Annotated in this window: 32 protein-coding genes; 25 read left to right on the top strand and 7 right to left on the bottom strand. The window is 36.6% G+C overall.

Annotated features, from left to right (window positions below):
- Positions 1-23: 23 nt before the first annotated feature.
- From ctaD to CKJ95_RS11465, 7 genes are all read left to right on the top strand, one after another.
- Positions 24-1,898, top strand: a complete 1,875-nt coding sequence (gene ctaD, locus CKJ95_RS11495; RefSeq protein WP_099353571.1) for a cytochrome c oxidase subunit I — start codon at positions 24-26, stop codon at positions 1,896-1,898.
- Entirely contained in the window at positions 1,898-2,518 is a 621-nt protein-coding gene (locus tag CKJ95_RS11490; RefSeq protein WP_099353570.1) for a cytochrome (ubi)quinol oxidase subunit III, read from the top strand. Before ctaD ends, CKJ95_RS11490 begins: the two co-directional genes overlap by 1 nt.
- A gap of 4 nt (positions 2,519-2,522) precedes the next feature.
- Entirely contained in the window at positions 2,523-2,849 is a 327-nt protein-coding gene (ctaF, locus tag CKJ95_RS11485; protein WP_099353569.1) for a cytochrome c oxidase subunit IVB, read from the top strand.
- A 140-nt stretch (positions 2,850-2,989) separates the two neighbouring features.
- Positions 2,990-3,895 (top strand): cytochrome c oxidase assembly factor CtaG, encoded by a 906-nt coding sequence (ctaG, locus tag CKJ95_RS11480; protein WP_099353568.1) that lies wholly within the window; start codon positions 2,990-2,992, stop codon positions 3,893-3,895.
- Between the two features lie 38 nt (positions 3,896-3,933).
- Positions 3,934-4,395 (top strand): DUF420 domain-containing protein, encoded by a 462-nt coding sequence (locus tag CKJ95_RS11475; protein ID WP_099353567.1) that lies wholly within the window; start codon positions 3,934-3,936, stop codon positions 4,393-4,395.
- Positions 4,396-4,518: 123 nt separating this feature from the next.
- Positions 4,519-5,028, top strand: a complete 510-nt coding sequence (locus tag CKJ95_RS11470; protein WP_099353566.1) for a GNAT family N-acetyltransferase — start codon at positions 4,519-4,521, stop codon at positions 5,026-5,028.
- Positions 5,029-5,127: 99 nt separating this feature from the next.
- Positions 5,128-5,493: an Asp23/Gls24 family envelope stress response protein gene (locus tag CKJ95_RS11465; RefSeq protein WP_180271482.1), complete on the top strand. Its 366-nt coding sequence runs from the start codon at positions 5,128-5,130 to the stop codon at positions 5,491-5,493.
- Positions 5,494-5,533: 40 nt separating this feature from the next.
- On the opposite strand, the gene CKJ95_RS11460 is transcribed toward CKJ95_RS11465, so the two are convergent.
- A complete protein-coding gene (locus CKJ95_RS11460) occupies positions 5,534-5,902 on the bottom strand; it encodes a YugN family protein (protein WP_099353564.1) in 369 nt (122 codons plus the stop codon).
- A gap of 226 nt (positions 5,903-6,128) precedes the next feature.
- Between CKJ95_RS11460 and safA the strand changes: the two genes are divergently transcribed.
- The 3 genes from safA to CKJ95_RS11445 all read left to right on the top strand — a co-directional run bounded on the left by safA (position 6,129) and on the right by CKJ95_RS11445 (position 8,323).
- Positions 6,129-6,692 carry a SafA/ExsA family spore coat assembly protein gene (safA, locus tag CKJ95_RS11455; protein ID WP_373604851.1) on the top strand — a complete coding sequence of 188 codons (564 nt, stop codon included), beginning with the start codon at positions 6,129-6,131 and terminating at the stop codon, positions 6,690-6,692.
- Positions 6,693-6,727: 35 nt separating this feature from the next.
- Positions 6,728-7,153, top strand: coding sequence for a CBS domain-containing protein (locus CKJ95_RS11450; protein WP_099353562.1), 426 nt, complete (start codon positions 6,728-6,730; stop codon positions 7,151-7,153).
- A 117-nt stretch (positions 7,154-7,270) separates the two neighbouring features.
- Positions 7,271-8,323, top strand: a complete 1,053-nt coding sequence (locus CKJ95_RS11445; RefSeq protein ID WP_257215770.1) for a CAP domain-containing protein — start codon at positions 7,271-7,273, stop codon at positions 8,321-8,323.
- Between the two features lie 22 nt (positions 8,324-8,345).
- On the opposite strand, the gene CKJ95_RS11440 is transcribed toward CKJ95_RS11445, so the two are convergent.
- On the bottom strand, positions 8,346-8,711 hold the full coding sequence (locus CKJ95_RS11440; RefSeq protein ID WP_099353561.1) for a hypothetical protein: 366 nt from the start codon (positions 8,709-8,711) through the stop codon (positions 8,346-8,348).
- A gap of 12 nt (positions 8,712-8,723) precedes the next feature.
- Positions 8,724-9,221: a PaaI family thioesterase gene (locus CKJ95_RS11435; RefSeq protein WP_099353560.1), complete on the bottom strand. Its 498-nt coding sequence runs from the start codon at positions 9,219-9,221 to the stop codon at positions 8,724-8,726.
- A 142-nt stretch (positions 9,222-9,363) separates the two neighbouring features.
- Between CKJ95_RS11435 and ylbD the strand changes: the two genes are divergently transcribed.
- The 5 genes from ylbD to CKJ95_RS11410 all read left to right on the top strand — a co-directional run bounded on the left by ylbD (position 9,364) and on the right by CKJ95_RS11410 (position 11,409).
- Positions 9,364-9,753: a YlbD family protein gene (gene ylbD / locus CKJ95_RS11430; protein ID WP_099353559.1), complete on the top strand. Its 390-nt coding sequence runs from the start codon at positions 9,364-9,366 to the stop codon at positions 9,751-9,753.
- An 18-nt stretch (positions 9,754-9,771) separates the two neighbouring features.
- Entirely contained in the window at positions 9,772-10,011 is a 240-nt protein-coding gene (locus tag CKJ95_RS11425) for a YlbE-like family protein (protein WP_099353558.1), read from the top strand.
- Positions 10,012-10,108: 97 nt separating this feature from the next.
- Positions 10,109-10,492: a hypothetical protein gene (locus tag CKJ95_RS11420; protein WP_099353557.1), complete on the top strand. Its 384-nt coding sequence runs from the start codon at positions 10,109-10,111 to the stop codon at positions 10,490-10,492.
- 63 nt (positions 10,493-10,555) lie between these two features.
- Positions 10,556-10,999: a YlbF family regulator gene (locus CKJ95_RS11415; RefSeq protein WP_099353556.1), complete on the top strand. Its 444-nt coding sequence runs from the start codon at positions 10,556-10,558 to the stop codon at positions 10,997-10,999.
- Positions 11,000-11,133: 134 nt separating this feature from the next.
- Positions 11,134-11,409, top strand: a complete 276-nt coding sequence (locus CKJ95_RS11410) for a YlbG family protein (protein WP_099353555.1) — start codon at positions 11,134-11,136, stop codon at positions 11,407-11,409.
- 39 nt (positions 11,410-11,448) lie between these two features.
- Here CKJ95_RS11410 and CKJ95_RS11405 read toward each other — a convergent pair whose 3' ends face one another.
- Complete coding sequence (locus CKJ95_RS11405; protein WP_099353554.1) at positions 11,449-11,838, bottom strand: DUF7147 family protein; 390 nt, start codon at positions 11,836-11,838, stop codon at positions 11,449-11,451.
- Positions 11,839-12,016: 178 nt separating this feature from the next.
- Between CKJ95_RS11405 and CKJ95_RS23810 the strand changes: the two genes are divergently transcribed.
- The 3 genes from CKJ95_RS23810 to coaD all read left to right on the top strand — a co-directional run bounded on the left by CKJ95_RS23810 (position 12,017) and on the right by coaD (position 13,312).
- The gene (locus CKJ95_RS23810; RefSeq protein ID WP_257215769.1) at positions 12,017-12,139 is read left to right on the top strand and encodes a hypothetical protein; all 123 of its coding nucleotides are present in this window, start codon (positions 12,017-12,019) and stop codon (positions 12,137-12,139) included.
- A 106-nt stretch (positions 12,140-12,245) separates the two neighbouring features.
- The gene (rsmD, locus tag CKJ95_RS11400) at positions 12,246-12,815 is read left to right on the top strand and encodes a 16S rRNA (guanine(966)-N(2))-methyltransferase RsmD (RefSeq protein ID WP_099353553.1); all 570 of its coding nucleotides are present in this window, start codon (positions 12,246-12,248) and stop codon (positions 12,813-12,815) included.
- A 2-nt stretch (positions 12,816-12,817) separates the two neighbouring features.
- Positions 12,818-13,312 (top strand): pantetheine-phosphate adenylyltransferase, encoded by a 495-nt coding sequence (gene coaD, locus CKJ95_RS11395; protein ID WP_099353552.1) that lies wholly within the window; start codon positions 12,818-12,820, stop codon positions 13,310-13,312.
- A 33-nt stretch (positions 13,313-13,345) separates the two neighbouring features.
- Here coaD and ylbJ read toward each other — a convergent pair whose 3' ends face one another.
- Positions 13,346-14,572, bottom strand: a complete 1,227-nt coding sequence (gene ylbJ, locus CKJ95_RS11390; RefSeq protein WP_099353551.1) for a sporulation integral membrane protein YlbJ — start codon at positions 14,570-14,572, stop codon at positions 13,346-13,348.
- Positions 14,573-14,836: 264 nt separating this feature from the next.
- Here ylbJ and CKJ95_RS11385 point away from each other — a divergent pair, with 264 nt between their 5' ends.
- Complete coding sequence (locus CKJ95_RS11385) at positions 14,837-15,643, top strand: patatin-like phospholipase family protein (protein WP_099353550.1); 807 nt, start codon at positions 14,837-14,839, stop codon at positions 15,641-15,643.
- Entirely contained in the window at positions 15,624-16,658 is a 1,035-nt protein-coding gene (locus tag CKJ95_RS11380; protein ID WP_099353549.1) for a SepM family pheromone-processing serine protease, read from the top strand. Before CKJ95_RS11385 ends, CKJ95_RS11380 begins: the two co-directional genes overlap by 20 nt.
- A gap of 37 nt (positions 16,659-16,695) precedes the next feature.
- On the opposite strand, the gene CKJ95_RS11375 is transcribed toward CKJ95_RS11380, so the two are convergent.
- On the bottom strand, positions 16,696-17,937 hold the full coding sequence (locus tag CKJ95_RS11375) for a nucleotidyltransferase (protein ID WP_099353548.1): 1,242 nt from the start codon (positions 17,935-17,937) through the stop codon (positions 16,696-16,698).
- A 290-nt stretch (positions 17,938-18,227) separates the two neighbouring features.
- Here CKJ95_RS11375 and CKJ95_RS11370 point away from each other — a divergent pair, with 290 nt between their 5' ends.
- The 4 genes from CKJ95_RS11370 (at position 18,228) to gerR (ending at position 20,611) form a co-directional block, all read left to right on the top strand.
- The gene (locus CKJ95_RS11370) at positions 18,228-18,749 is read left to right on the top strand and encodes a YceD family protein (RefSeq protein WP_099353547.1); all 522 of its coding nucleotides are present in this window, start codon (positions 18,228-18,230) and stop codon (positions 18,747-18,749) included.
- A gap of 39 nt (positions 18,750-18,788) precedes the next feature.
- On the top strand, positions 18,789-18,962 hold the full coding sequence (gene rpmF, locus CKJ95_RS11365) for a 50S ribosomal protein L32 (RefSeq protein ID WP_077617716.1): 174 nt from the start codon (positions 18,789-18,791) through the stop codon (positions 18,960-18,962).
- Positions 18,963-19,146: 184 nt separating this feature from the next.
- On the top strand, positions 19,147-19,911 hold the full coding sequence (locus tag CKJ95_RS11360; RefSeq protein WP_099353546.1) for an enoyl-CoA hydratase/isomerase family protein: 765 nt from the start codon (positions 19,147-19,149) through the stop codon (positions 19,909-19,911).
- An 85-nt stretch (positions 19,912-19,996) separates the two neighbouring features.
- Positions 19,997-20,611 carry a sporulation-specific transcriptional regulator GerR gene (gene gerR / locus CKJ95_RS11355; RefSeq protein ID WP_099353545.1) on the top strand — a complete coding sequence of 205 codons (615 nt, stop codon included), beginning with the start codon at positions 19,997-19,999 and terminating at the stop codon, positions 20,609-20,611.
- 44 nt (positions 20,612-20,655) lie between these two features.
- Here gerR and CKJ95_RS11350 read toward each other — a convergent pair whose 3' ends face one another.
- Positions 20,656-21,129 (bottom strand): N-acetyltransferase, encoded by a 474-nt coding sequence (locus tag CKJ95_RS11350; RefSeq protein WP_099353544.1) that lies wholly within the window; start codon positions 21,127-21,129, stop codon positions 20,656-20,658.
- A 189-nt stretch (positions 21,130-21,318) separates the two neighbouring features.
- Here CKJ95_RS11350 and CKJ95_RS11345 point away from each other — a divergent pair, with 189 nt between their 5' ends.
- Positions 21,319-22,644 carry an acetyl-CoA carboxylase biotin carboxylase subunit gene (locus CKJ95_RS11345; RefSeq protein WP_099353543.1) on the top strand — a complete coding sequence of 442 codons (1,326 nt, stop codon included), beginning with the start codon at positions 21,319-21,321 and terminating at the stop codon, positions 22,642-22,644.
- Positions 22,645-22,666: the final 22 nt, after the last annotated feature.

The following is a 22,666-nucleotide window of genomic DNA, read 5'->3' as shown; positions in this document are numbered from 1 at the left end:
ATTTAGAATAAGGAGGTCACATTGTGAGTACTGTAGCTCAGAAAAAAGGGTTTGGCGCTACTTTATGGGATTATTTAACAACCGTTGACCATAAAAAAATTGCTAAACTTTATTTAATAGCGGGTGGATTCTTCTTCCTTCTAGGGGGAATCGAAGCTCTTATTATTCGTATTCAACTTGCTGTACCAGATAATAACTTTGTAACTGCTGGTTTTTTCAATGAAATCATTACAATGCATGGTACAACAATGATTTTCTTGGCAGCCATGCCGCTCTTATTAGGATTTATGAATGCCGTCATGCCCCTTCAGATTGGTGCACGTGACGTAGCTTTCCCATTTGTTAATGCTTTAGGTTTCTGGTTATTCTTTTTTGGAGGAGTATTCTTAAACTTAAGTTGGTTTATGGGTGGAGCACCTGATGCAGGTTGGACATCTTATGCTTCGCTTGCATTGCACTCCGAAGGTCATGGTATTGATTTCTATGTACTTGGTCTTCAAATTTCAGGTATCGGTACTTTAATTGGTGGTATTAACTTCTTAGCAACTATCATCACAATGAGAGCACCTGGTATGACTTATATGCGTATGCCATTATTTACATGGACTACGTTTGTTGCTTCAGCATTAATACTATTTGCATTCCCTCCATTAACTGTAGGGTTGTTATTAATGATGTTTGACCGTATCTTTGGTACTGCGTTTTTCGTTCCATCAATGGGTGGAAACACAATTATTTGGGAGCATTTATTCTGGATCTTCGGTCACCCAGAAGTTTATATCTTAATTCTCCCAGCGTTTGGTATTTTCTCTGAGATTTTTGCAACATTCTCTAGAAAAAGACTTTTCGGATACTCTTCAATGGTATTCGCAACAGTATTAATTGGTTTCTTAGGATTCATGGTTTGGGCTCACCACATGTTTACAACGGGTCTAGGACCAATTGCGAACGCGATTTTCGCGGTTGCTACAATGGCAATTGCTATACCGACCGGTATTAAAATCTTTAACTGGCTCTTCACGATGTGGGGCGGTTCAATTAAATTTACAACACCGATGTTATATGCAGTTGCATTTATTCCATCATTCATTATGGGTGGGGTAACTGGTGTAATGTTAGGTTCTGCACCTGCAGACTACCAGTATCATGATACTTATTTCGTAGTTGCTCACTTCCACTATGTTATTGTTGGTGGAGTTGTATTAGCAGTATTCGCGGGTACTCACTACTGGTGGCCAAAAATGTTTGGTAAAATGCTAAACGATACTCTTGGAAAAATAACTTTCTGGTTATTCTTAATTGGTTTCCATTTAACATTCTTTATCCAACATTTCCTTGGTCTAATGGGAATGCCACGTCGTGTATTCACATTCTTACCAAACCATGGTTGGGAACTTGGAAACTTAATCAGTTCAATTGGTGCTATTGGCATGGCATTAGGTGTAATTGTTCTTCTTTACAATATTGTTATCACATCAATTAAAGGAGAAAATGCAACAGCTGATGCCTGGGAAGATGGCCGTACTCTAGAGTGGGCTATTTCATCACCACCACCGGAATATAACTTTAAGCAATTACCTTTAGTCCGTGGATTAGATCCTTTATGGGTAGAAAAAATGCAAGGCAAGAAAGAGATGACTCCAGCAGAACCACTTGGAGACATTCATATGCCAAACAGTTCAATCCTGCCTTTCATCATTTCTTTAGGACTATTTATTGCAGCTTTCGGTTTCTTACACCATCCAGATGGTGTTAGCTGGTCAGTTCCAGTAATGATCATTGGAGGCATCATCACATTTGGTGCGATGCTACTACGCTCAATTATCGATGATCATGGCTACCACATTCATAAAGCAGATTTAATGGATGATGATGATAAGAAAGGGGTTGAGGCATAATGCATGCAGAAGAAAAATTAACAGCTGAAACTTTTCCTGCTGAGCCTGAGAAAGCGACCCTTGAAGGAAAAAATAAATTTGTAGGTTTTTGGCTCTTCCTTGGAGGCGAAACAGTTCTTTTCGCTTCCCTCTTTGCAACTTATTTAGCATTAAACAAGAGTAATGGAACAGGTCCATCGTCACAGGATTTATTTGAAATACCACTTGCTTTTACGATGACAATGATTCTTTTAACAAGTTCATTAACAAGTGTGTACTCTATGTACCATATGAAGAACTTCAACTTTAAGAAGATGCAACTATGGTTGGGTCTAACTGTACTACTTGGTGCGGCTTTCCTAGGATTGGAAATTTATGAATTTAACCACTATGTACATCTAGGTCATACAATCACAGGTAGTGCATTTGGCTCTGCTTTCTATCTTTTAGTTGGAACTCACGGTGCTCACGTACTATTTGGACTATGTTGGGCTCTTGCACTTATGATTCGAAACGCTAACCGTGGATTAGATTTATATAATGCACCTAAGTTTTATGTCTTTAGCCTTTACTGGCACTTTATTGACGTAGTATGGGTGTTCATCTTTACTGTTGTATATCTAATGGGAATGGTGGGATAAACACATGACAAATAATACTAATAATTCGAATGTTGATTTAGCCTATCGTAGAAGAAAAAGTGCGGAAGAAATGAAGCACCATGTCATTTCTTTTGCTCTCATGATATTCCTTACTATCATTGCCTTTATTGCAGTTGGATACGGTGAATTTTCACCTTGGTTTGTAGTTCCATTTATCCTTCTATTAGCTGTGATTCAGGTTATCTTACAATTGTATTACTTCATGCACATGAATCATAAAGGACATGAAGCACCAAAAATGTTCATGTTTTCTGGAATATTAATTGCTGCTATCACTGTTCTATGCTTTAGTACAATTATTTGGTGGTAAGATTCGGAGAAAGTCGGTGTAAAAACCGACTTTCTTTTTTTAGACACTAAATGTTCATAAATGGTTTGTTTGCATGGCTATTTTCCTAGAGGTATAATTAATAGTATGTGTACATTGTTTATATTATTAAGAGGGGTGAGATGGAGATGTCTATAGATATCTTTGGTTTTCGGGCATTATGGAGTCCCTATTTTTTAGTTTCACTTATCGTCATTACGATTCTATATCTTATGATTGTTGGTCCATGGAGACATCGATTTGCTCATTCTGAACCTACTTCAATTAAAACAAAGATATTATTTGTGGTCGGAATGGCACTACTTTATTTTTGTAAAGGAAGTCCGATTGATTTACTAGGCCATATGACTATGACTGCTCATATGACACAAATGGCTACACTATATTTAATTGTACCGATATTTTTTATTTTGGGTGTACCTAATTGGTTATGGAGATCCTTTATAAATCTCAAAGTAATAAAGCCACTTTTTATATTTTTTACAAAGCCTTTAATTGCTTTAGTTGTATTTAACGGTTCATTTTCTTTATATCATATCCCACTTGTTTTTGATTTTGTTAAGACGGGTGTGTTCATTCATGCTGCAACAACTACTTTTATTTTTATTGCTGCTTTCTTTATGTGGTGGCCTTTAATTAATAAGGTAGAAGAGTGGAACACATTGAGTGGACTTAAAAAAGTTGGTTACATTTTTGCTGACGGTATGTTATTAACACCTGCATGTGCACTTATTATTTTTTCTGATGTAGCTATGTATTCAACATATACAGAGCTTGGTTCATGGGTAACTGCTCTAGAACTTTGTGTACCAGCCTCTATGCTTGCCAGTCTAAATCTTACTGGACCAGAGATGTTTAATTTCATGCCACCACTTGAAGACCAACGTACTGGCGGTGTTGTTATGAAAATTATTCAAGAGTTTGTTTATGCGATTTTACTAGCGAAAGTATTCTTTGAATGGGTTCGTAAGGAACGTGAGGAAGAAAAAATACTTGACGAGCAATTACTCAAGCCCCAAACAAACTAATAGAAAATATAGAGAGAACGATGTGAGAGAGGTTAACTATGAATTTACCGATTCTGCCTACAGTAAGCACCATTTTTATTGTTTTGAGTGCAGTAACAGTTGCCATCGGTTGGTATTTAATTAAACAAAAAAGAATTGATGCACATAAAAAAGCGATGACGACTGCTGCTATTTTTGCTTTGATTTTTTTCATTATCTATATGTCGAGAACGGTATTTTTCGGAAATACTTCATTTGGCGGACCTGACGATGTTAAGATATATTATACGATCTTTTTAATCTTTCATATATTCTTGGCAACAACAGGTGCAATATTCGGAGTGATAACATTATACCTTGGCTATAAAAATAATATTGTAAAGCACCGTAAGCTGGGACCCATCACAAGCATTATATGGTTTTTTACAGCATTGACGGGTGTAGCGGTTTATTTCTTGTTGTATGTCTTCTACAAGGGCGGAGAAACAACATCAATGTTAAAAGCAATTTTAGGTTTTTAAACAATGGTAGAATGGATTGTTTGTAATATGTATAAGGTGTTCTAGAATACAATATTCTAGAGCACCTTTTTATTTTGTTATTCAATGCACATAACGTATCTTTCTTAGAGGGGAGTGTTAAGGATGATTGAGATCTTTACAGAAAACTTATTATTGGTTCCATGTTCTTTGGATATTGCCAAGTCATTAGTTTTTCATCGCAAAGAACTTGAAAAACGATCACCTATAACGATTCCACAAAATTGGCCATCTCCATTAATAACAGGTATTCTTCCGTTTTATATAGAAAAGCTTGAGAAGGATGAAAATCAGTATGGCTGGGGATTATGGCTAATCATTAATTATGCCGATAAACGGATTATTGGCGATATTTATCTTCATGGAAAACCAGATAAGAAAGGTAATGTCCAATTGACGTATACAATGAATCGAGAATATCAAAAAACAAACTTAACTTATGAAGCGGTGGACGCTTTAATTGATTGGCTTGTTACACAAGCGGACGCAAAAAAAGTACTTATGGAATGTAGTGATAGTAACTATCAATCAATCCAGCTTTTTGAAAAGCTAGGTATGAGATGTACAAAGAAGGATGGTAAGTTTTTAACTTGGGAACTTCGTAAAGTGATTTAATAAAGAATTATTTTTCTAGACTAGTGCCCAATTCATTCCTTATTGCATATGGTAGGAGTAACCATGGTGGTCTTGAAATTGAAAAGGAGTGTGGTTGGGGTGGTAAGAAAATCATTAGAAAATGGTTCGCTATATATTAAGAATGATGTATTAGCAATGATTGCGTCGATTTGTGCCGAAGATATTGAAGGGGTTACGATTGTATCAGGATTAAAGGATGGGGTCTCTGGAATTCTTAATCGGAATTTTCATAAAAATGGTATAACCGTAATTGAAGATGAAGAAGAAGGGATAGCCCTTGAGGTAAAAATCGCCATTGAATACGGCTTAGAAATAAAAAAGACATGTGAACTCCTGCAAGCAGCGATTTTACATGAGATAAAAAGTATGACCGGGATTAGCTTAACTAGTCTTACAATTAAAGTGGAAGGTCTTACTAATAAACAACCACTAACAACAACGTAAAAAAAGGAACAGTTACGACTGTTCCTTTTTACATGCAAACTTATGCGTTTACAACCGCATCAATATTTTCTTTTACTTTTGCTAAGATGCGTTCACATTGATCTACTAATGTTTTAGGGAAAACTTCGCCTTCTCCATATTCGACACCATGTGGGTAATAGTACTTACCAACGAAAGGTGTGAGTAGTTTAACGACTGCATCAGTTGCATTTTCTTCGATTACTCCCTCAACCGCATGACCTTGTACACGAAGGTAGTAAATATCGCCTTTAATTTCAAACTTACGGTCGTATGTAATTCTCTCATAATCCCACTGACCTGCTAGAATAAAACCTTCTGATCTCATTATGTCAGTTAATCTTGGTAATTCGATTGTTACGTTTTCAATCCCCGTATTTTCAAATCTCATTTAATATCCCTCCAAAAACCGTCAAACAACGATTTATATGTTCTCAGTATAATAATAGTACGAAAAGATAGAAGTTGCAACGTTTGACATTAATATGTCACGAAAAATAAAAAAATATTTTATGTGGAATTTCTTCAGATTTGGTCAAACTAACAAAGAAAGGAGGGATAAGATGAAGAAATTTCTTTTAATGATTACAGGTTTATTTTTTATTTTAAGTGGTCCAATGATTGCGAATGGACAAGGTACGACTACATACACCGTGCAGCCTGGTGATACTTTATGGAAGATTTCTGTACGATATCAAGTTGGTTTGTCCGAAATTATTTCAGCAAACCCGCAGTTTAGTAACCCTAACCTCATTTATCCGGGTCAAAAGGTAACAATTCCAATTCTGGATAATGTCAAAAGCGTTGAGAATCAGGTTATCTCCTTAACCAATCAACAACGTGCAAAATACGGATTACCTGCATTGAAAATTGATTGGGAACTGTCACGTGTGGCACGATATAAATCTGTAGATATGAGAGACCGAAACTATTTTGACCATACTTCACCTACATATGGCTCACCATTTACGATGATGCGAAACTTTGGGATTTCTTATCGAACAGCAGCTGAAAATATTGCCGCTGGACAGAGAACACCTCAAGAAGTTGTGAACGCGTGGATGAACAGCCCTGGACATCGAGCAAATATTCTAAAACGTGATGTTACGCATATTGGCGTAGGGTATGCAGAAGGTGGTTCAAAAAGACATTATTGGACCCAAATGTTTATCGGTAAATAAGATTAATAAAGTGATTGTTTAAAAAGGAGGATACAATGGAATCTGTTCGTGATGTAATGAGTACTGATGTTGAATATTGTACGCCCCTTGATAATGTATATGAAGTAGCAGTTAAAATGAAGGATTTAGATGTTGGTGCAATTCCCATTTTAGAAGATCAAAAATTAATCGGAATGATCACTGATCGAGATTTAGTTGTACGAGGGTATGCGGAAAAAAGATCAGGCTCCAATCAAGTAACGAATGTGATGAGTGATAATCTTATTACATGCTCTCCCGAAACGTCACTTGAAGAAGCGTCCGAATTGATGGCAAAACATCAAATTAGACGTTTACCAGTTGTTGAGAATGGTCAATTAGTAGGGATTGTATCATTAGGTGACTTGGCAACAAACAAAATGTCTGATAGTCATGCAGGAGAAGCATTAAGTGACATATCTGAACAAGACCAACTACACTAATCAACAGGCACCTAATTGGTGCCTGTTTTATTATTCTCTCGTTTAACGCATAAATCTAGGAAAAGTTTAATATATATGATAGAAAATGATTGATGTTAGGAAGTGGTTCTTCTGAAATTGGCTAAGATTGCAGTTACTATCTTACTTTTAGCTTCTAGCATTTTTTATATTTCTATCAAACACGGAAGAACAGAAATAGTGAATGGGATAAACGATAATAAGTTATTATCAAACCATGTAAGTACTGAAAAAACCACTTTACCCTATCAAAAGGAGATTCATCAATTTGAAGGGCTCTATTCGTTCATTGGAGTGGAGAGTTCAAAGATAGTAGAAATACTCGGTGAGCCCAACCGAATAGACCGTTCATCCTATGATTATAATTGGTGGGTGTACAACTCTATCCCACAAAATTATATCCAGGTGGGGATTGAAAATGATCGTGTTGTTACCGTATTTGGAACAGGGAGTGACGTACAAGTTGAACCATTTGAAATTGGACAACCTATTGAAGAGTTACGTTCAAAAGGCTTAATAAAATCTAAAATCTCTTTGAATGTGGATAAAAATCCATATCGATTTGAGTTAACTGAAGAAGAAATGAATGCTAGACCTTTGATTGCGATGGGGAATGTCTATGTACAAGTATATGTGGATACGTTTACGAATGAGATTTCGAGCATTCGTTTTTTAGATGGAGAGACGCTGATCAAGCTTCGTCCCTATGAATTAGCATATCGAGGTGAACTACTATCCGCAAAAGAAGTTACAAAGGTAGAATGGAAGGAAGTAGAAGAAGGAAACTCAGCCCAAATCCTAGATATCACCAATGTTATACGAGCTAGACATGGACTTCACCCACTAAAAGTGGACGAAAAGTTAGCTAGTGTTGCTTATTTACATAGTAAAGATATGAGTACGAATGACTATTTTGACCACACCTCGCCAACAAAGGGTGGCCTAGCTGACCGCTTAGCTAATGGAGAGGTAAGCTATCAACTTGCGGGAGAAAATATTGCAGCAAAATATGTTGATGGTATTGCAGCTGTTGAAGGATGGCTTAATAGTGAAGGACATCGTGAGACTCTTTTAAGCGAGGAATACAACTTTCTTGGGGTAGGGGTATACGAAAAATACTATACGCAAAACTTTATTCAAAAATGGGAGTAAGCAATGCAACTAAGTGTATTGCTTACTTTTTATTTACTATGATGTGATATTTGTAGAACTGGAAATGATCTTTTTTCCATTCACCAATACACGAAATTTCATCACCCATTTTGATTTGAGCCGGTGTATGTCCATCCCTTAGTGGAATGATCCGTTTAGCTTTAATAGTGCCTGTGGCCGTTTTTATTTTTAATTCAGTCACAAGGACGAATTTATGGTAATAATAGCGTTGCTTTTCTTCATTCTTATTGATAACCCGACCTTTGATTACGGCTTCCTCTTTTATATTCTCAAGAGCTTTCCATCTTTCCTCATATTTCTTTGTTTCCTTCTTCGAAAGTACATAAAAATAGACAATTATGAGTGGAATGACAATGGCTGTAACCATTCCTACACCTCGTTATTTTTTGCTTGGACGATCAATGATAAAGAAACTGCCTGTTGCATGAGCGATTAATGTTCCATCGTCACGGAATACTCTACCCTCAGTCACACATATTTTTGAGCCTCTATGTATCATTTGCGCGACACAGCGTAATTCTTTTCCGATTCCTGGAGCCACATAATTAATTTTCATTTCAGTTGTTACGGCACCTTTATCATGTGGGAGAACATTGTGCACAACTGAACCCATGGCAGAATCTAGGAGAGTTGCTGTAATCCCGCCATGGACGATTTTTAATGAGTTTTGAATTAGCTCCGTATTAGGAATGGTAATTTCATAGGTTTGATTATCAAGGACTTTTCGACTTGTTTGTAATAAGCCGCCAATATAAGATCCATTTTGTTTTGTTTGTTTACGTATTACTGCATCAATTACTTGTTCTAATGCCTGTCTTTCTTCTTCGTTTGCCTCAACGAAAAATGTTTGTAATTTTTGTAGGATACGATCTTCCATGTAGTTACCTCAAATCCATAATATTTTTATTATTCTTATTTTAACAATGATATTGGGCTTAATGCAATTTAAAATGGGCGAACAAATCAATTTATTAAAGATAAACTATAGTAGGCAATCGTATGAAAAAGAGGTGATTGGTATGGGAAAAAAACTTCATCCATCCGTTCAAGAATTTAAATCTTTTGTTAAAAAGCATCCAATTCTGGTTCAGGAAGTCCGAAAAGGAGCCCTTAACTGGCAGGAAGTATATGAAGATTGGTATATACTTGGTGAGAATGATGAGAAGTGGGAAAAATATAAAAATAACAACAGTAAGACAGAAGAAAGTGACAAAGAAGATTTTATTGGGAAGATCTTTTCATCTTTTAAAAATGCCGATATGAATAATATTCAGCAGCAAATCTCAAATGTAAGTGAAGCCATTTCAACGATTCAAGCAGTCATCCATCAGTTTCGTGGAGAAGAAAAGCCCAATCAAGGGCAGTCTTCGCACCGACCTCCTCAACCGTTTGCCTTTCGAAAAGATTAGGTAAGAAGGGAGAGTATGATGCGAAAAGAAACCTATGAATACCTCAAAACAAAAAAACAACTTCGTACTTTTGTACGTCAAAACCCAGTTTGGTACAGGAAATTAACCAGAAATCCTAATGATTTTCAAAGACTTGAAATGGAGTCAAAATCGTATTTTAAACAAACCCTTCCACATAAAGTGCAAAAACTCAACCAGTCTTTAGAAATGGCCTCTTTCATGCTACAGATGTATCAAGGCATGCGACAAAGTGATTAATGGTATGGCGACTCTTTGAGAGTCGCTCTTTTTTTTAGGGAAGTCAGGATATTTGTAATGTGATAGGAAAAACTAGGAAAAAAGGAGTGGTAGAAAGTTGTACAAGTTTGTTATGTCCCTTTTTTTTCTTTGTTTCCTGTATGTTTATATATATGAAAATCCGGTTGAGGCTACGATAACTGAGAACGTGGCGAACAATTTAGAACGAACTCTTCATGTGAATCACCATGTTAGGGGAAATGATGTATATCTGGAGTGCATAATCCCAAATTTTACGTTTAAACAAAGTGGCGGCCATAAGAATGAAGGGGAGGGCCATCTTAATGTTCTAGTCGATGGCCGACGGACAGAAAAGATATCTACGGCTGCATTTATCATTAAAGGGCTGACAAAGGGCGAGCATACTTTAAAGATACAAGTCGTCCATAATGATTTAACGAATTACAATCTTGACCACACGATTCATGTTCAAATAAAGTAATAATGTATCCATAAGATGCGATTCGTGAAAAATCATGGTATAGTGATTATGGAGGTGTTTTTTTTGATAGCTACAATTGAAAGAGTTGAGATACTTGAAGAGGCGGAAAGCCTAGCATCAATGATTCTACAATCTGAACTAGCTGAGGAATATCGCAGCTGTCTATATACATTACAAAAGGATAAGGAAGCACAAAAACTGATCGCGGAATTTCAGAATATGAAGGAGAAGTATGACGAGGTTCAACGATTCGGGAAATACCATCCTGATTTTCGAACGGTTTCAAAAGAGACAAGGGAGTTAAAAAGAAAGCTAGATCTTCATGAAACCATTGCTGAATTTAAAAAGGCAGAAGATAAAATTCAAAAAGTCCTTGATGAAATCAGCGTGTTACTAGGTGGAGCTGTATCAAAACATATTAAAGTGCCAACAGGTAACCCATATTTTGATTCCATCTCAAGCTGTGGCGGCGGCTGTGGTAGCGGCGGAGCATGTGGTTGTCACTAATAGATTAGCAAAAAATATGAATATACTATCCATATTTTCAGAAAAAAGTAAGTTTTCTACTTTATTTCATATTGTAAAATTTTAACTCATTGTGCTACACTATAAAAAAGTTATTGAAATAAGGAGAAAACACTATGATTGGACAACGCCAAGGAATTATCGTTTGGCTACATTCGCTAAAGCATTCAAAAATGCTGCGTAAATTTGGCAATATTCACTATGTATCGAAACGTCTAAAATACGTGGTCCTTTATAACGATATGGAAAATACCGATTCAATCGTAGAAAAGTTAAATTCGCTTGCCTTCGTAAAAAAAGTCGAGCCATCATATAAACCATTTTTAAAGATTGAATTCGAGAATCGAAAACCAGATCGTGCTAAGGAATACGATTATAAGATTGGACTATAAAAAGCTTATCAAAAGCATTTTGCTTTTGATAAGCTTTTTTTATTGCATCGGTGGTATGTATCGGTTCATTCTTAGAATCCCAATTAAGTGTTGATAATAAAGTTCTTTTTCACTAAACATTGTTGATGGTTTAACATCAAGTGTAATAATGGATAAATCAAGGTCATTAGCCAACTCAGCAAAGAGAGAGTATCTCTTATTCGGTTTGATTTCCGGGTTCGGAATTCCTTCCCTACAAATATAGATAGCTTGAAAATTACCAGGGTTCGTTGGTTGGAATGCTACTGCTATAGAGGATACCTGCCTATCTTGAACGGTAGTGTTAAAGGCAAATAGCTTCGAGACCCTGTCCCTATTATTTTTCATAAGCTCTAGAAGTTCATAAATATCAGAGTATCCTTCACCCAGCTCTATAAAACGTTGTATCATACTTATTTCCCCTTACTTTCATATTTTCCATGTTTACTGTATCACGATTTGATCAGAATTAACAATTACAAACAAAAAAACCCTGCAAGTTCACTTGCAGGGTCCTTCCATTCCATGTTTTTCGTTACCGTTCACATGGAAGAAGGCAAAGGGAGAGGAGAAACCGGAGGAAGAACTTATGGGGAAACGTAAGTCTTCTCCGCGGTTGGCAACAACATCCTCGAATGATGTTGTTATTACTAATTATGACCAATTGAGAAGTGTGTATACATGCTCTGGCGTATTTTTATTATCGAAGTAAAATTTTTGCTGACCTTTTGTCCTCGAATTATTCTTTATTGATTAACAAACGATAATGTTTATGGTAGGATAATGTTATTCATTTTACATAGACAGTGGTGATAGTAGTGAGGGTTGTATCAGGGGTAAAGAAAGGTCTGCACTTGAAAGCGGTACCAGGGACGTCTACACGCCCAACAACGGACAAGGTGAAAGAAGCGATTTTCAATATTATCGGTCCTTATTTTGATGGTGGAGTTGGTCTTGATTTGTTCGGTGGAAGTGGCGGACTTGGAATTGAAGCGCTTAGCCGCGGAATCGACAAAGTGATTTTTGTTGATCGTGATCAAAAAGCCATTCAAACGATAAAAGGAAATTTAGAAACATGTCGCCTTCAGGATCAAGCAGAAGTATATCGAAATGATGCTGTACGAGCATTAAAGGCAATCGTAAAGCGGGACATTAAATTCGATGTAATCTTTTTAGATCCGCCTTATAAAAAGCAAAAATTAACGGAACTTATTGAAGAAATTAGTCAACATCAGTTGTTAACAAGTGATGGAGTTATTATTGCAGAACATGATTCAGAAGTAGTACTCGAAAAGACAATCGGAAACTTTGAATTAGTTCGCCATGAAGAGTATGGAATCATTGGCGTATCAATTTATAGATATGAAGAGGGATGGGAAGGGGAATAGAAATGACTAGAATTGCTGTATGCCCAGGAAGCTTTGACCCTGTAACAAATGGGCATCTTGATATTATTAAAAGAGGCGCAAAAGTATTTGATAAAATTTACGTGTGTGTATTAAATAACTCGTCAAAAAAACCTTTGTTTACAGTAGAGGAACGGATCGAACTTTTACAAGAAAGCACTAAGGACATACATAATATTGAGGTTGAATCTTTTCAAGGTTTGTTGATGGACTATGCAAGTCAGAAAAATGCAAATGCGATTTTACGTGGCCTTCGTGCTGTTTCAGATTTCGAGTACGAAATGCAAATTACCTCAATGAACCGTATTTTAAATGAAGAAATCGAAACCTTTTTTATGATGACCAATAATCAATATTCATTTTTAAGTTCAAGTATTGTAAAAGAAGCTGCGAAGTATCATGGTGAAATTTCAGAGCTTGTACCCAAGCCAGTGGAACTTGCTCTAAAGGAGAAATTTAATTTCAATCAGCAGGTTTGATATAAATAATACCAATAGTAAAAGCCTCGCATCTTAAATGCGAGGGCTTTTTATTCTAATGGAATATATACCGATATAGCAAAATAAAGATAATATGGTAAAAAGCGGTCCGTAAGTTAATAATCCATTCCATACCGTTTCTACCCATAAGGGTGTATGTTCTGGTATCAATGGAGAGAAGACACCCATTGTTTCTTCAGAGCCTTTATTGTTAACGTAAAGGGGATTCCATAAAAAGAATGTGATCACTCCAGCCAAAAAGCCATGCATAATTCGGGCAAAGAAAAATGGCTTAAAACTCACATCGGTTTCCGCTAGTATACTCGCAACCTGTGCTTGAACAGATAGTCCACAAAATCCAAGAATAAAGCTGACTGCAATCACCTTAGGAAGTAATTCGATGTGTTCTAGTTCACTTGTCATCATCGATCCTGTTGTAATTTCAAATATTCCGGAAATCAGCGGGATGCTAAGTTCGGTTGGCAATTGGAATAGCTTTAATAACAACGATAATCCTGCCCCAATTATCGCAATAACATTTATTAAAGAAAGTAACTTATTAAACACTGAGAATAAAATGATAAATCCACCAATCATTAACAATGTATGAATAGAGGTGGTTACTGCGTCACCTAACAATTGACCAAACGGCCTTTTTTCCTTCAGTCTTGTACGGTGCAGTTCCTGTAAGGCTTTCACAATAATACTCTTATTTTCTTCATCTTTAGGTGTATGTTCATCACCTTTTTTACCATAGAACCTCATAATTAAACCGACACAAAAATTTCCGACATAATGACTTACTGCAAGCAAGATTCCTAACCTTGGATTTTCAAAAAATCCAACAGAAATGGCGGCAAATATAAAAAGAGGATTTGAAGCATTCGCGAAGGAAACAAGTCTTTCTGCTTCGACCCTTGTAATCTGTTTCTCCTGTCTAAGCCGTGCGGTTAGCTTTGCACCGGCTGGAAAGCCTGAAGCCATACCCATTGCCCATGCAAAACCACCTACACCTGGTACACGGAACAGCGGTCTCATTAGTGGTTCAAATAAGACACCGATAAATTTAACAACACCAAAACCAATTAATAATTCAGAAATGATCAAGAAAGGGAGTAAGGATGGGAAAACGATCTTCCACCACATTTCCAAACCGACCCTTGAAGCTTCGAGTGATTCCTTTGGAAAATAAATTAGTGCAATGGTAAGTAAGGTAATACCTGCTGCAATTGTTACTGTTTTGAACCTAGAACGTATCAATGGTACTCCTCCTACAGAAGTCTTCTCTTCTATACAATTAGTTCATTTAAGTGATAGAATAAGAGAGTCCAAAGTTTTCATAATTTTCTTTTTTTAATTCTGTCATCGTGAGTGTAATGAAAAGAATCATCAAATATCAACCGATGGTTTGTACATCTATTTAAATATACGTGTATAGGTGGCAAGTTTAGACCAAAAGTTTGTACAAGTTTTCATTTCTTTTTTCATATACTGTTATAGTTTCAATGTTAGGGGATGATTCGTATGAACGAACCTGTAATCGGATTGGCACTTGGATCTGGTGGGGCAAGAGGATTTGCACATTTAGGAGTAATCAAGGTACTTTTGGAAGAAAATATTCCAATTCACCTCATCGCAGGAACAAGCATGGGTTCTTTGGTCGCAAGTTTTTACGGGGCAGGGTTGGATATTGACAGATTATATAAGCTTGCACTTGCATTTAAACGCAAATATTATTTAGATTTTACCGTTCCTAAAATGGGATTTATTGCTGGTAAAAGGGTAAAGGAACTAATACGTGTTTTCACACACGGCAAAAATATAGAACAACTTGATATTCCAATTGGTATTGTGGCAACTGATTTATTAACAGGTGAAAAGGTTGTGTTTCGAAATGGTCCAGTTGCAGACGCTGTCCGAGCAAGTATTGCCATTCCTGGAATATTTGTGCCTGAAAAAATTGATGGTCGAATCCTTGTCGATGGTGGTGTTATTGATCGTGTTCCCATTTCTGTTGCAAAAGAAATGGGGGCAGATATCGTTATTGCGGTGGACGTCTCACATGTTAAAATAAATGAAGAGGTTGCTTCAATATTTGATGTAATATTACAGAGTATAGATATTATGCAGAAGGAGCTTGTGAAGTATGGGGAATTTTCCTCTGATATCATGATCCGTCCGCATGTAGGGCATTTTAGTTCCCGTGCTTTTACAAATATTGAGGATATTATCCGAATCGGGGAAGAGGAAACGAGAAAACAACTTCCTATGATCCAAGAGGCAATTGCAAAGTGGAAGGAGTCTGCATTGAATGAAGAGAAAGAGAAATAAAGGGTATTTAAAAGCCCTCGTAATTGGTGTGGTGCTTGCAATTTTGGGCACCTTTATCCAGCTCCCATATTACGTGACAAAACCAGGAATGGCGACAGAACTTGACCCCATCATTAAAGTTGAAAATGGCTATGAAGAAGAAGGTGAATTCATGTTAACGACGATTCGCCTAGGCCAAGCCAATATTTTTAGCTATTTATTGGCTAAGTTCCAAAAGTATCATGAAATTTTACCGATTAATCATGTACGACGAGACAATGAGAGTGATGAGGAATATACGAATCGCCAATTATTTTATATGGAGGATTCACAGGAATCAGCAATTACGGTTGCCTATAAGTATGCGAACAAGCCTGTAACGGTAAAAAACCATGGAGTCTACATAATGGGTATTGTCGAGGGAATGCCGGCTGAGAAAGTGTTAAAGCCAGGCGATCGAATTTTTGCAGTTGATGGGAAACAAATTGAAGAACATACAGAATTTATGAAATATGTATCGGATAAAAAAGAAAATGAAACGATAAACATTGAGGTTGATCGAAATGGAGAAGAGAAATCAGTCTCAATTTCACTTGCGCCTTTTCCAAAGGATCCAGACAAAATTGGAATTGGAATTGAATTAATTACAGATCTCGAAGTGGTGGCAGATCCAGAAATTAAAATTGATTCGAAAAAAATAGGTGGTCCTTCGGCTGGCCTCATGTTTACACTTGAGATTTATAATCAGCTAACAGAAAAGGATTTGACACACGGATTACGCATCGCTGGTACTGGAACAATCAATACCGAGGGACAGGTTGGCCCTATAGGTGGGATTGGGCAAAAGATAGTCGCTGCCGATAACACTGATGTAGACATATTCTTTGCACCGAATGAAAATGGTGCAGCAGATTCAGACTATCGACAAGCTTTAGAAACCGCTAAAGATATTAAGACAGACATGAAAATCGTTCCTGTAGATACTTTTGAGGACGCAATTCATTATCTTGAGAATCTTGATGGAAATAGTAAATAAAACATAGCCGCTTCCAAAAAGGATGCGGCTGTGTTTTTTATAAATATTTTTGATGTTGTTCATCATATCTAATCGGTGGAGTAGCATATTCCTGTTGTAGAAGTGAGGAGCGAAGAGGTTCAGGGAATATCGCTAAGTAGGTTTGGGTTGCCTTCACATCAAGTGTAAATAGTTCATCCGAAAACCCCGACATTTTTGAAACAATTGGAAGTTCTACTTCCTTTTTAACGAGATTTAAATAGTTCTGTCCCTTTTGGGACATGCCTAATAAACGAATATAGGTGGCAAGTGGCCTTTCATTGATTGGTTTTAGCATTTCCTTTGTTGTATTTGTTAATATATGTACGCATAATCGTTGCAGTCTTGTCCAAGTGTATCGTTTCGTTTTGATTTTTTCCATAAAGTCCAAAAACGAGGTTGCTTCTGAAATATGGTCTAGCAGTCTATTTTCAATTCCTTCTTCTGCCTCATAAATATTAGCTAATTCAGCGGGTGTAGACGTTAGTAACCTATATTTTAATAATGTAAAGTATTCCTCCCACCGATGGAATAATTGGTTCTCTCGAAAATAAGAAGAAAGCCATTTGGAAGTTGAGGGTGGGAGATAATTATTAATTTGATCCATATTTTTCTCAGTTGAAAATAATGTTTTACGAATACTAGTTGCACTTGCTATGGATTCATGAGAAAAGGCTTCATCATGATAACCGGCAGATGTTCTCATAATTGTTTCAGCTTTTACGTTACTATTTTGATCATAGATAGCTTTTACGTAATGATAGCCTAAAATATTATTTGGTTTTGATAAATCAACGTATGTATCATTATTTGAAAGTGAAGAATAAGCAAGAGAAGCTGCTTTAGGATAGCTATATCCTTTTTTCATATTCTGCCGAGTGGTGGAATCATAGGATTGTTGATTTCTTTCCATAAAATCCACAGTGTTTTTGAAATCTTCAATTGTTCCATTTTCACTACCAAAGCAAACTTCTTCACAATGAAGTGCACTTAATAGTGAGATTGCACCATTCGCAAAGTTTTGTGCTTTCTGAGTGGCAAACGCATATGGTAATTCAATGACGATGTCAACACCTGCTTCTAACGCCATTTTGGTCCTTGCCCATTTTGAAACGAGGGCAGGTTCACCGCGTTGTAGAAAATTTCCACTCATTACTGCAATCGTACAATCTGAATTTGTTTTCTTTTTTGTTTCTTCAAGATGGTACTTATGTCCATTATGAAATGGATTGTATTCAACAATTACACCTACAGCCTTCATCATTTCACCCTTTTTTCAATGTTTAGCATAAGCGCCTAGCCCCTCGAGGTCACAAGCCGTTCCGTCAAGAAGGTCAAAGAGCAACCTTCTAGCCGGCCGTCTTGTGCTTGTCAGGGCTGGTCAAGGCCCTTATGCATTTCTATTATAAACTTTATTTTTAAATATCATTTTTTTGGAAAAGCTGATATAGTAGATAAGTATCTACACATTTAGTATAGTGTAAAGAAAAAATATTGACAAATGTAATCCGCAAAGCTATAATTACCTTTGTTGCCTTGAGGTGATTTCACTTGAAATGGACAATTAATCAATTAAATCAGTTAGCTCGAAAAGGTCTAATGATTGACGAAACTGTTGATGTAAGAGACTTAATGGAGATTGATAAATCGATTCGAGATATTTCACCGGTACAAATAACCGGTCGTGCTGATCTCAGCTCCACAAAAGCAAGCTTTCATTTAGCAATCTCTGGATCAATGATTTTGCCTTGTTCTCGAACCTTGGTTGATGTAAAATTTCCATTCGAGATCAAAACAACTGAAACGTTTTTACTTAGACAGACATCTGAATTTGACTTAGAGTCGGAAGAGGATGTTCATCAAGTTAAAGGAGAAGTAATTGATTTACTTCCGCTAATCAAGGAAAATATTTTACTTGAAATACCAATTCAGATTTTTTGTGATGATGATTCGAACTCTGAAGATGCAGCACCGCAATCAGGACAAGATTGGGAAGTTATCAGTGAAGATGATAACAAGAACAAGATTGACCCACGGTTAGCAGGATTAGCAAAATTCTTCGAAGACGAATAAAATCCATCTTGATCTACTCTTTTTAAGGAGGTGGGAATAATGGCTGTACCTTTTAGAAGAACTTCTAAAACAAGAAAAAGATTACGTCGTACACATTTCAAATTACAAGTGCCAGGTATGGTGGCATGCCCAAACTGTGGTGAAATGAAATTAGCACACCGCGTATGTAAAGAATGCGGTACTTACAAAGGAAAAGAAGTTGTTAACAAATAATTTGTTAACATGTTAAAGCGTATTGATAACATTGTTATCGATACGCTTTTTACTTTGTCTAAATAACTTTCTAACATCCCCCACTTATGAAAACACGGATTCTTTCTAATGTTATTCAATCTAATGTTGCCAATCTCAATTTTTTACCAGTACAATAAGATAAAAAGGCTTAAGGGGTAAATCCATGTCAAAATACATAGTGAAACGAGATGAAGAGGGAATCGTTTGGTTTACAATCAATCGCCCTGAAAAATGGAATGCAATCGATTTTGAAGTTATGGAAGGGCTTGAAAAGACAATTATTGAAGTAAAAGAAAATGATGAAGATAAAGTTTTAGTGATTACGGGTACTGGACAAAAAGCTTTTTGCTCAGGTGGAGATTTATCCGTTTTTCAAAACCTTAAGACAGAGGAAGAAGCATATCAAATGCTTAGTAAGATGGGGATGATTCTATACTCACTTGCTACTTTGACGAAACCAACTATCGCTCTACTGAACGGACTAGCAATTGGAGGTGGCTGTGAACTTGCGACTGCCTGTGATTATAGACTAGCATCTCGTGGAAGTAGATTCGGCTTTGTTCAAGGTAAACAGGGGATTACTACAGGCTGGGGTGGAGCAACTCTCCTATTAGAAAGAGTATCGATTGACAAAGCGTATCACCTTCTTCTAACAGGTGAAATTTTTTCAAGCGAAGCCGGTAAAGAGCTTGGTTTTATCCAACATCTCTTGTCAGTGGACAATTCTATTATGGAATGCAAAGAATTTATTTCTAAAGAATTTTTACATAATACTAAAGTAGTAAATGCATACAAAAAGGTAGTAAATAGAAAATGGTCTGCAACCAGGTTGAAGGAGAGAATAACGGAGGAGATCAAGGAGTGTACTACTTTGTGGGTAACTGAAGAACATCTAGAAGCAGTACGTAAAATCATGCAAAAAGAATAATTATTTCCATGCTAGAGTGTGAGTAGTCTATCTTTTCTATTACATGCATATGTATTAATAAAAAAGAAGTTTAGGAGGGGAAGATATGACTTCAACACGTCAAGATGCATGGACTCAAGATGAAGATTTATTGCTTGCAGAGGTAGTATTGCGCCATATCCGAGAGGGAGGCACACAATTAGGTGCATTTGAAGAGGTGGGCCGATCATTATCCCGAACCGCAGCAGCCTGTGGCTTTAGATGGAATTCATATGTGCGCAAACAATATAAATCTGGAATTGAACTTGCCAAAAAACAGCGCAAGGAATTGAAGAAACAAAACAATGGAGAACAACTTCAGGATCCTTCATCTGAACCAGTGATCAATGAAACTGTTAGCGAACAACAAGAATTGCAATTAAGAGATGTCATTCGGTTCCTTGAAGAATATGAAAAGACGGAAAGTGAGTTCCAGAAGGTCGTAAATGAAAATCGGAACTTGAACACTCAAATAAGTAAACTTCAAGAACAAGTCAAAACCTTAAAGACACAAAATAATACGTTAGAAAATAATATTCAATTAATTGAAGAAGATTATAAGGCCTTAATCGAAATCATGGAGCGCGCTCGTAAAATGGTGGTTCTCCAAGAGGATGAAAGAAGTAAGAAGGTTAAATTTCAAATGGACCGAAATGGGAATTTGGAACGAGTTGAGAAATAAAAAGGAAAACAGCTGACAATATGTTCAGCTGTTTTCTTCATGTATTAGTCGATTTCATGTACACCATCTGGGAACCAAAGAAGAGGGTTTTCTCCAAGGTCACGTTCCATATTGTAGGATGCAGGGATAAAGCCCATTTTCTCCCAAAAACCGGCGGATTTCACACGTGGATTTGTTTTAATCGGTAGATTATACGATTTTGCATAATCCACTAATGCTTTCCCATATCCTTTTTGCTGATAATTTGGAAGTACTTCAAGCTTCCAAAGTTCTAAATAGTCTTGTGCGGGTTCAAAATATTTATTGAATTTTTTATCAACACGATAAAGACTCATACGTGCCACTAATTTATCACCAAAGAAAATTCCATAAAACGGTGAAACGCTATCATTTTCGATAATGTTTGATTCAAGGTCTTCCAGCATGGATAATTCTTGAAGCCCATATTCTTTAAAAGCTTTAAATTCTTCAAGTGTTTTGTAGTTTACTAATAATTTCTCAACCTTTGCCGTATACATTTTGTATCCCCCTTGCGATTCTACTAAGAGAAACTGTAATTATGAATATAAAATCATTATACAACAAAAATACAAAAAATTCTGTAGAAAAATATAGAAAGCGTTTTCAATAATATGCAGGATTATGTAGATACGTGTAGAAATTATATTGTGGGTGGATTTGATCTTTCAACGAAAGGGGAAAAGATCTTGAAAAAAGTATTAATTGCAAACAGGGGAGAAATCGCTTTACGAATCATGAAAACATGCCACGAGATGGGGATTGAAACAGTCGCTATTTATTCAGATGCGGATCATCAATTACCATTTGTAAAAAACGCAACTGTAGCGCATCGGATCGGTGAGGCACCTGTTATAAAATCCTATCTTCAAATGGATAAAATCCTCGAAATTGCCGAGAAGGAGCATGTTGATGCAATCCATCCAGGCTATGGGTTTTTATCGGAAAATGCAAGTTTCGCGAAGGCAGTTGCTGAACGATCGATGGTTTTCATTGGGCCCTCACCCTCGATTATTTCATTGATGGGCGATAAGGTAAAAGCGAGACAAACAATGATTGAAGCGGGTGTCCCTGTTGTACCAGGAAGTAATGAAGGTATTCAAACAATAGAGGAAGCCTGTATGCTTGCAGCAGAATATGGCTACCCAGTAATGCTAAAAGCAAGTGGTGGTGGCGGTGGTATTGGGATGATTTGTTGCAATTCTGAGGAAGAACTAGAAAAAGCGTTTCACGCAACAAAGACTAGAGCGAAGACGTATTTTGGAAATGATGAAGTGTTCATCGAAAAGTTCATTCCCAATGCAAGACATATAGAAGTACAAATCTTTGGTGACCATCACGGAAACATTGTTCACCTATTTGAAAGAGATTGTTCGATTCAACGTCGAAACCAAAAAGTAATAGAGGAAACACCCTCTCCATTTTTGTCTAATGAAACGCGTGAAAAAATATGTCATGCAGCCAAAAAGGCAGCAGAATATGTGCACTATACAAATGCTGGTACGATTGAATTCATTGTCGATGAAGAAGAAAATTTCTATTTCTTAGAAATGAATACGAGACTTCAGGTTGAACATGCCATTACGGAAATGATTACGAGTACGGATCTCGTAAAGTGGCAAATTCTTGTGGCGAGGGGAGAGAAACTACCTTTGACACAGGATGACATATTATCATCAGGTCACTCGATTGAGTTTCGTGTGTATGCTGAAGATCCGGTAAAGTTTTTCCCATCTCCAGGAAATATAGAGGAATATACATTGCCGGAAAATGTTTCAAATGTGCGAGTAGACAATGGGTATGAAAAAGGAACAACTGTTACACCATTTTACGACCCGATGATTGCAAAAATAATCGTGAATGGAAACAGCCGAAAAGAAGCGATTCAAACAGCTAAGGACTATCTGAATCAAATTGTAATCAAAGGAATAAAAACGAATATCCCTTTATTCCAACGAATTATTAACGAGGAATCCTTTTTAAAAGGAGAATATACCACAAAATATCTCAATTAGGTAGTGTCAAAAGTTCTATGAA

Source organism: Fredinandcohnia onubensis (genome assembly GCF_002734285.1).
GTDB lineage: Bacteria > Bacillota > Bacilli > Bacillales > Bacillaceae_L > Ferdinandcohnia > Ferdinandcohnia onubensis_A.
Note: the sequence above shows the minus strand (reverse complement) of the source record. Positions and strands in the feature narration are given on the sequence as shown.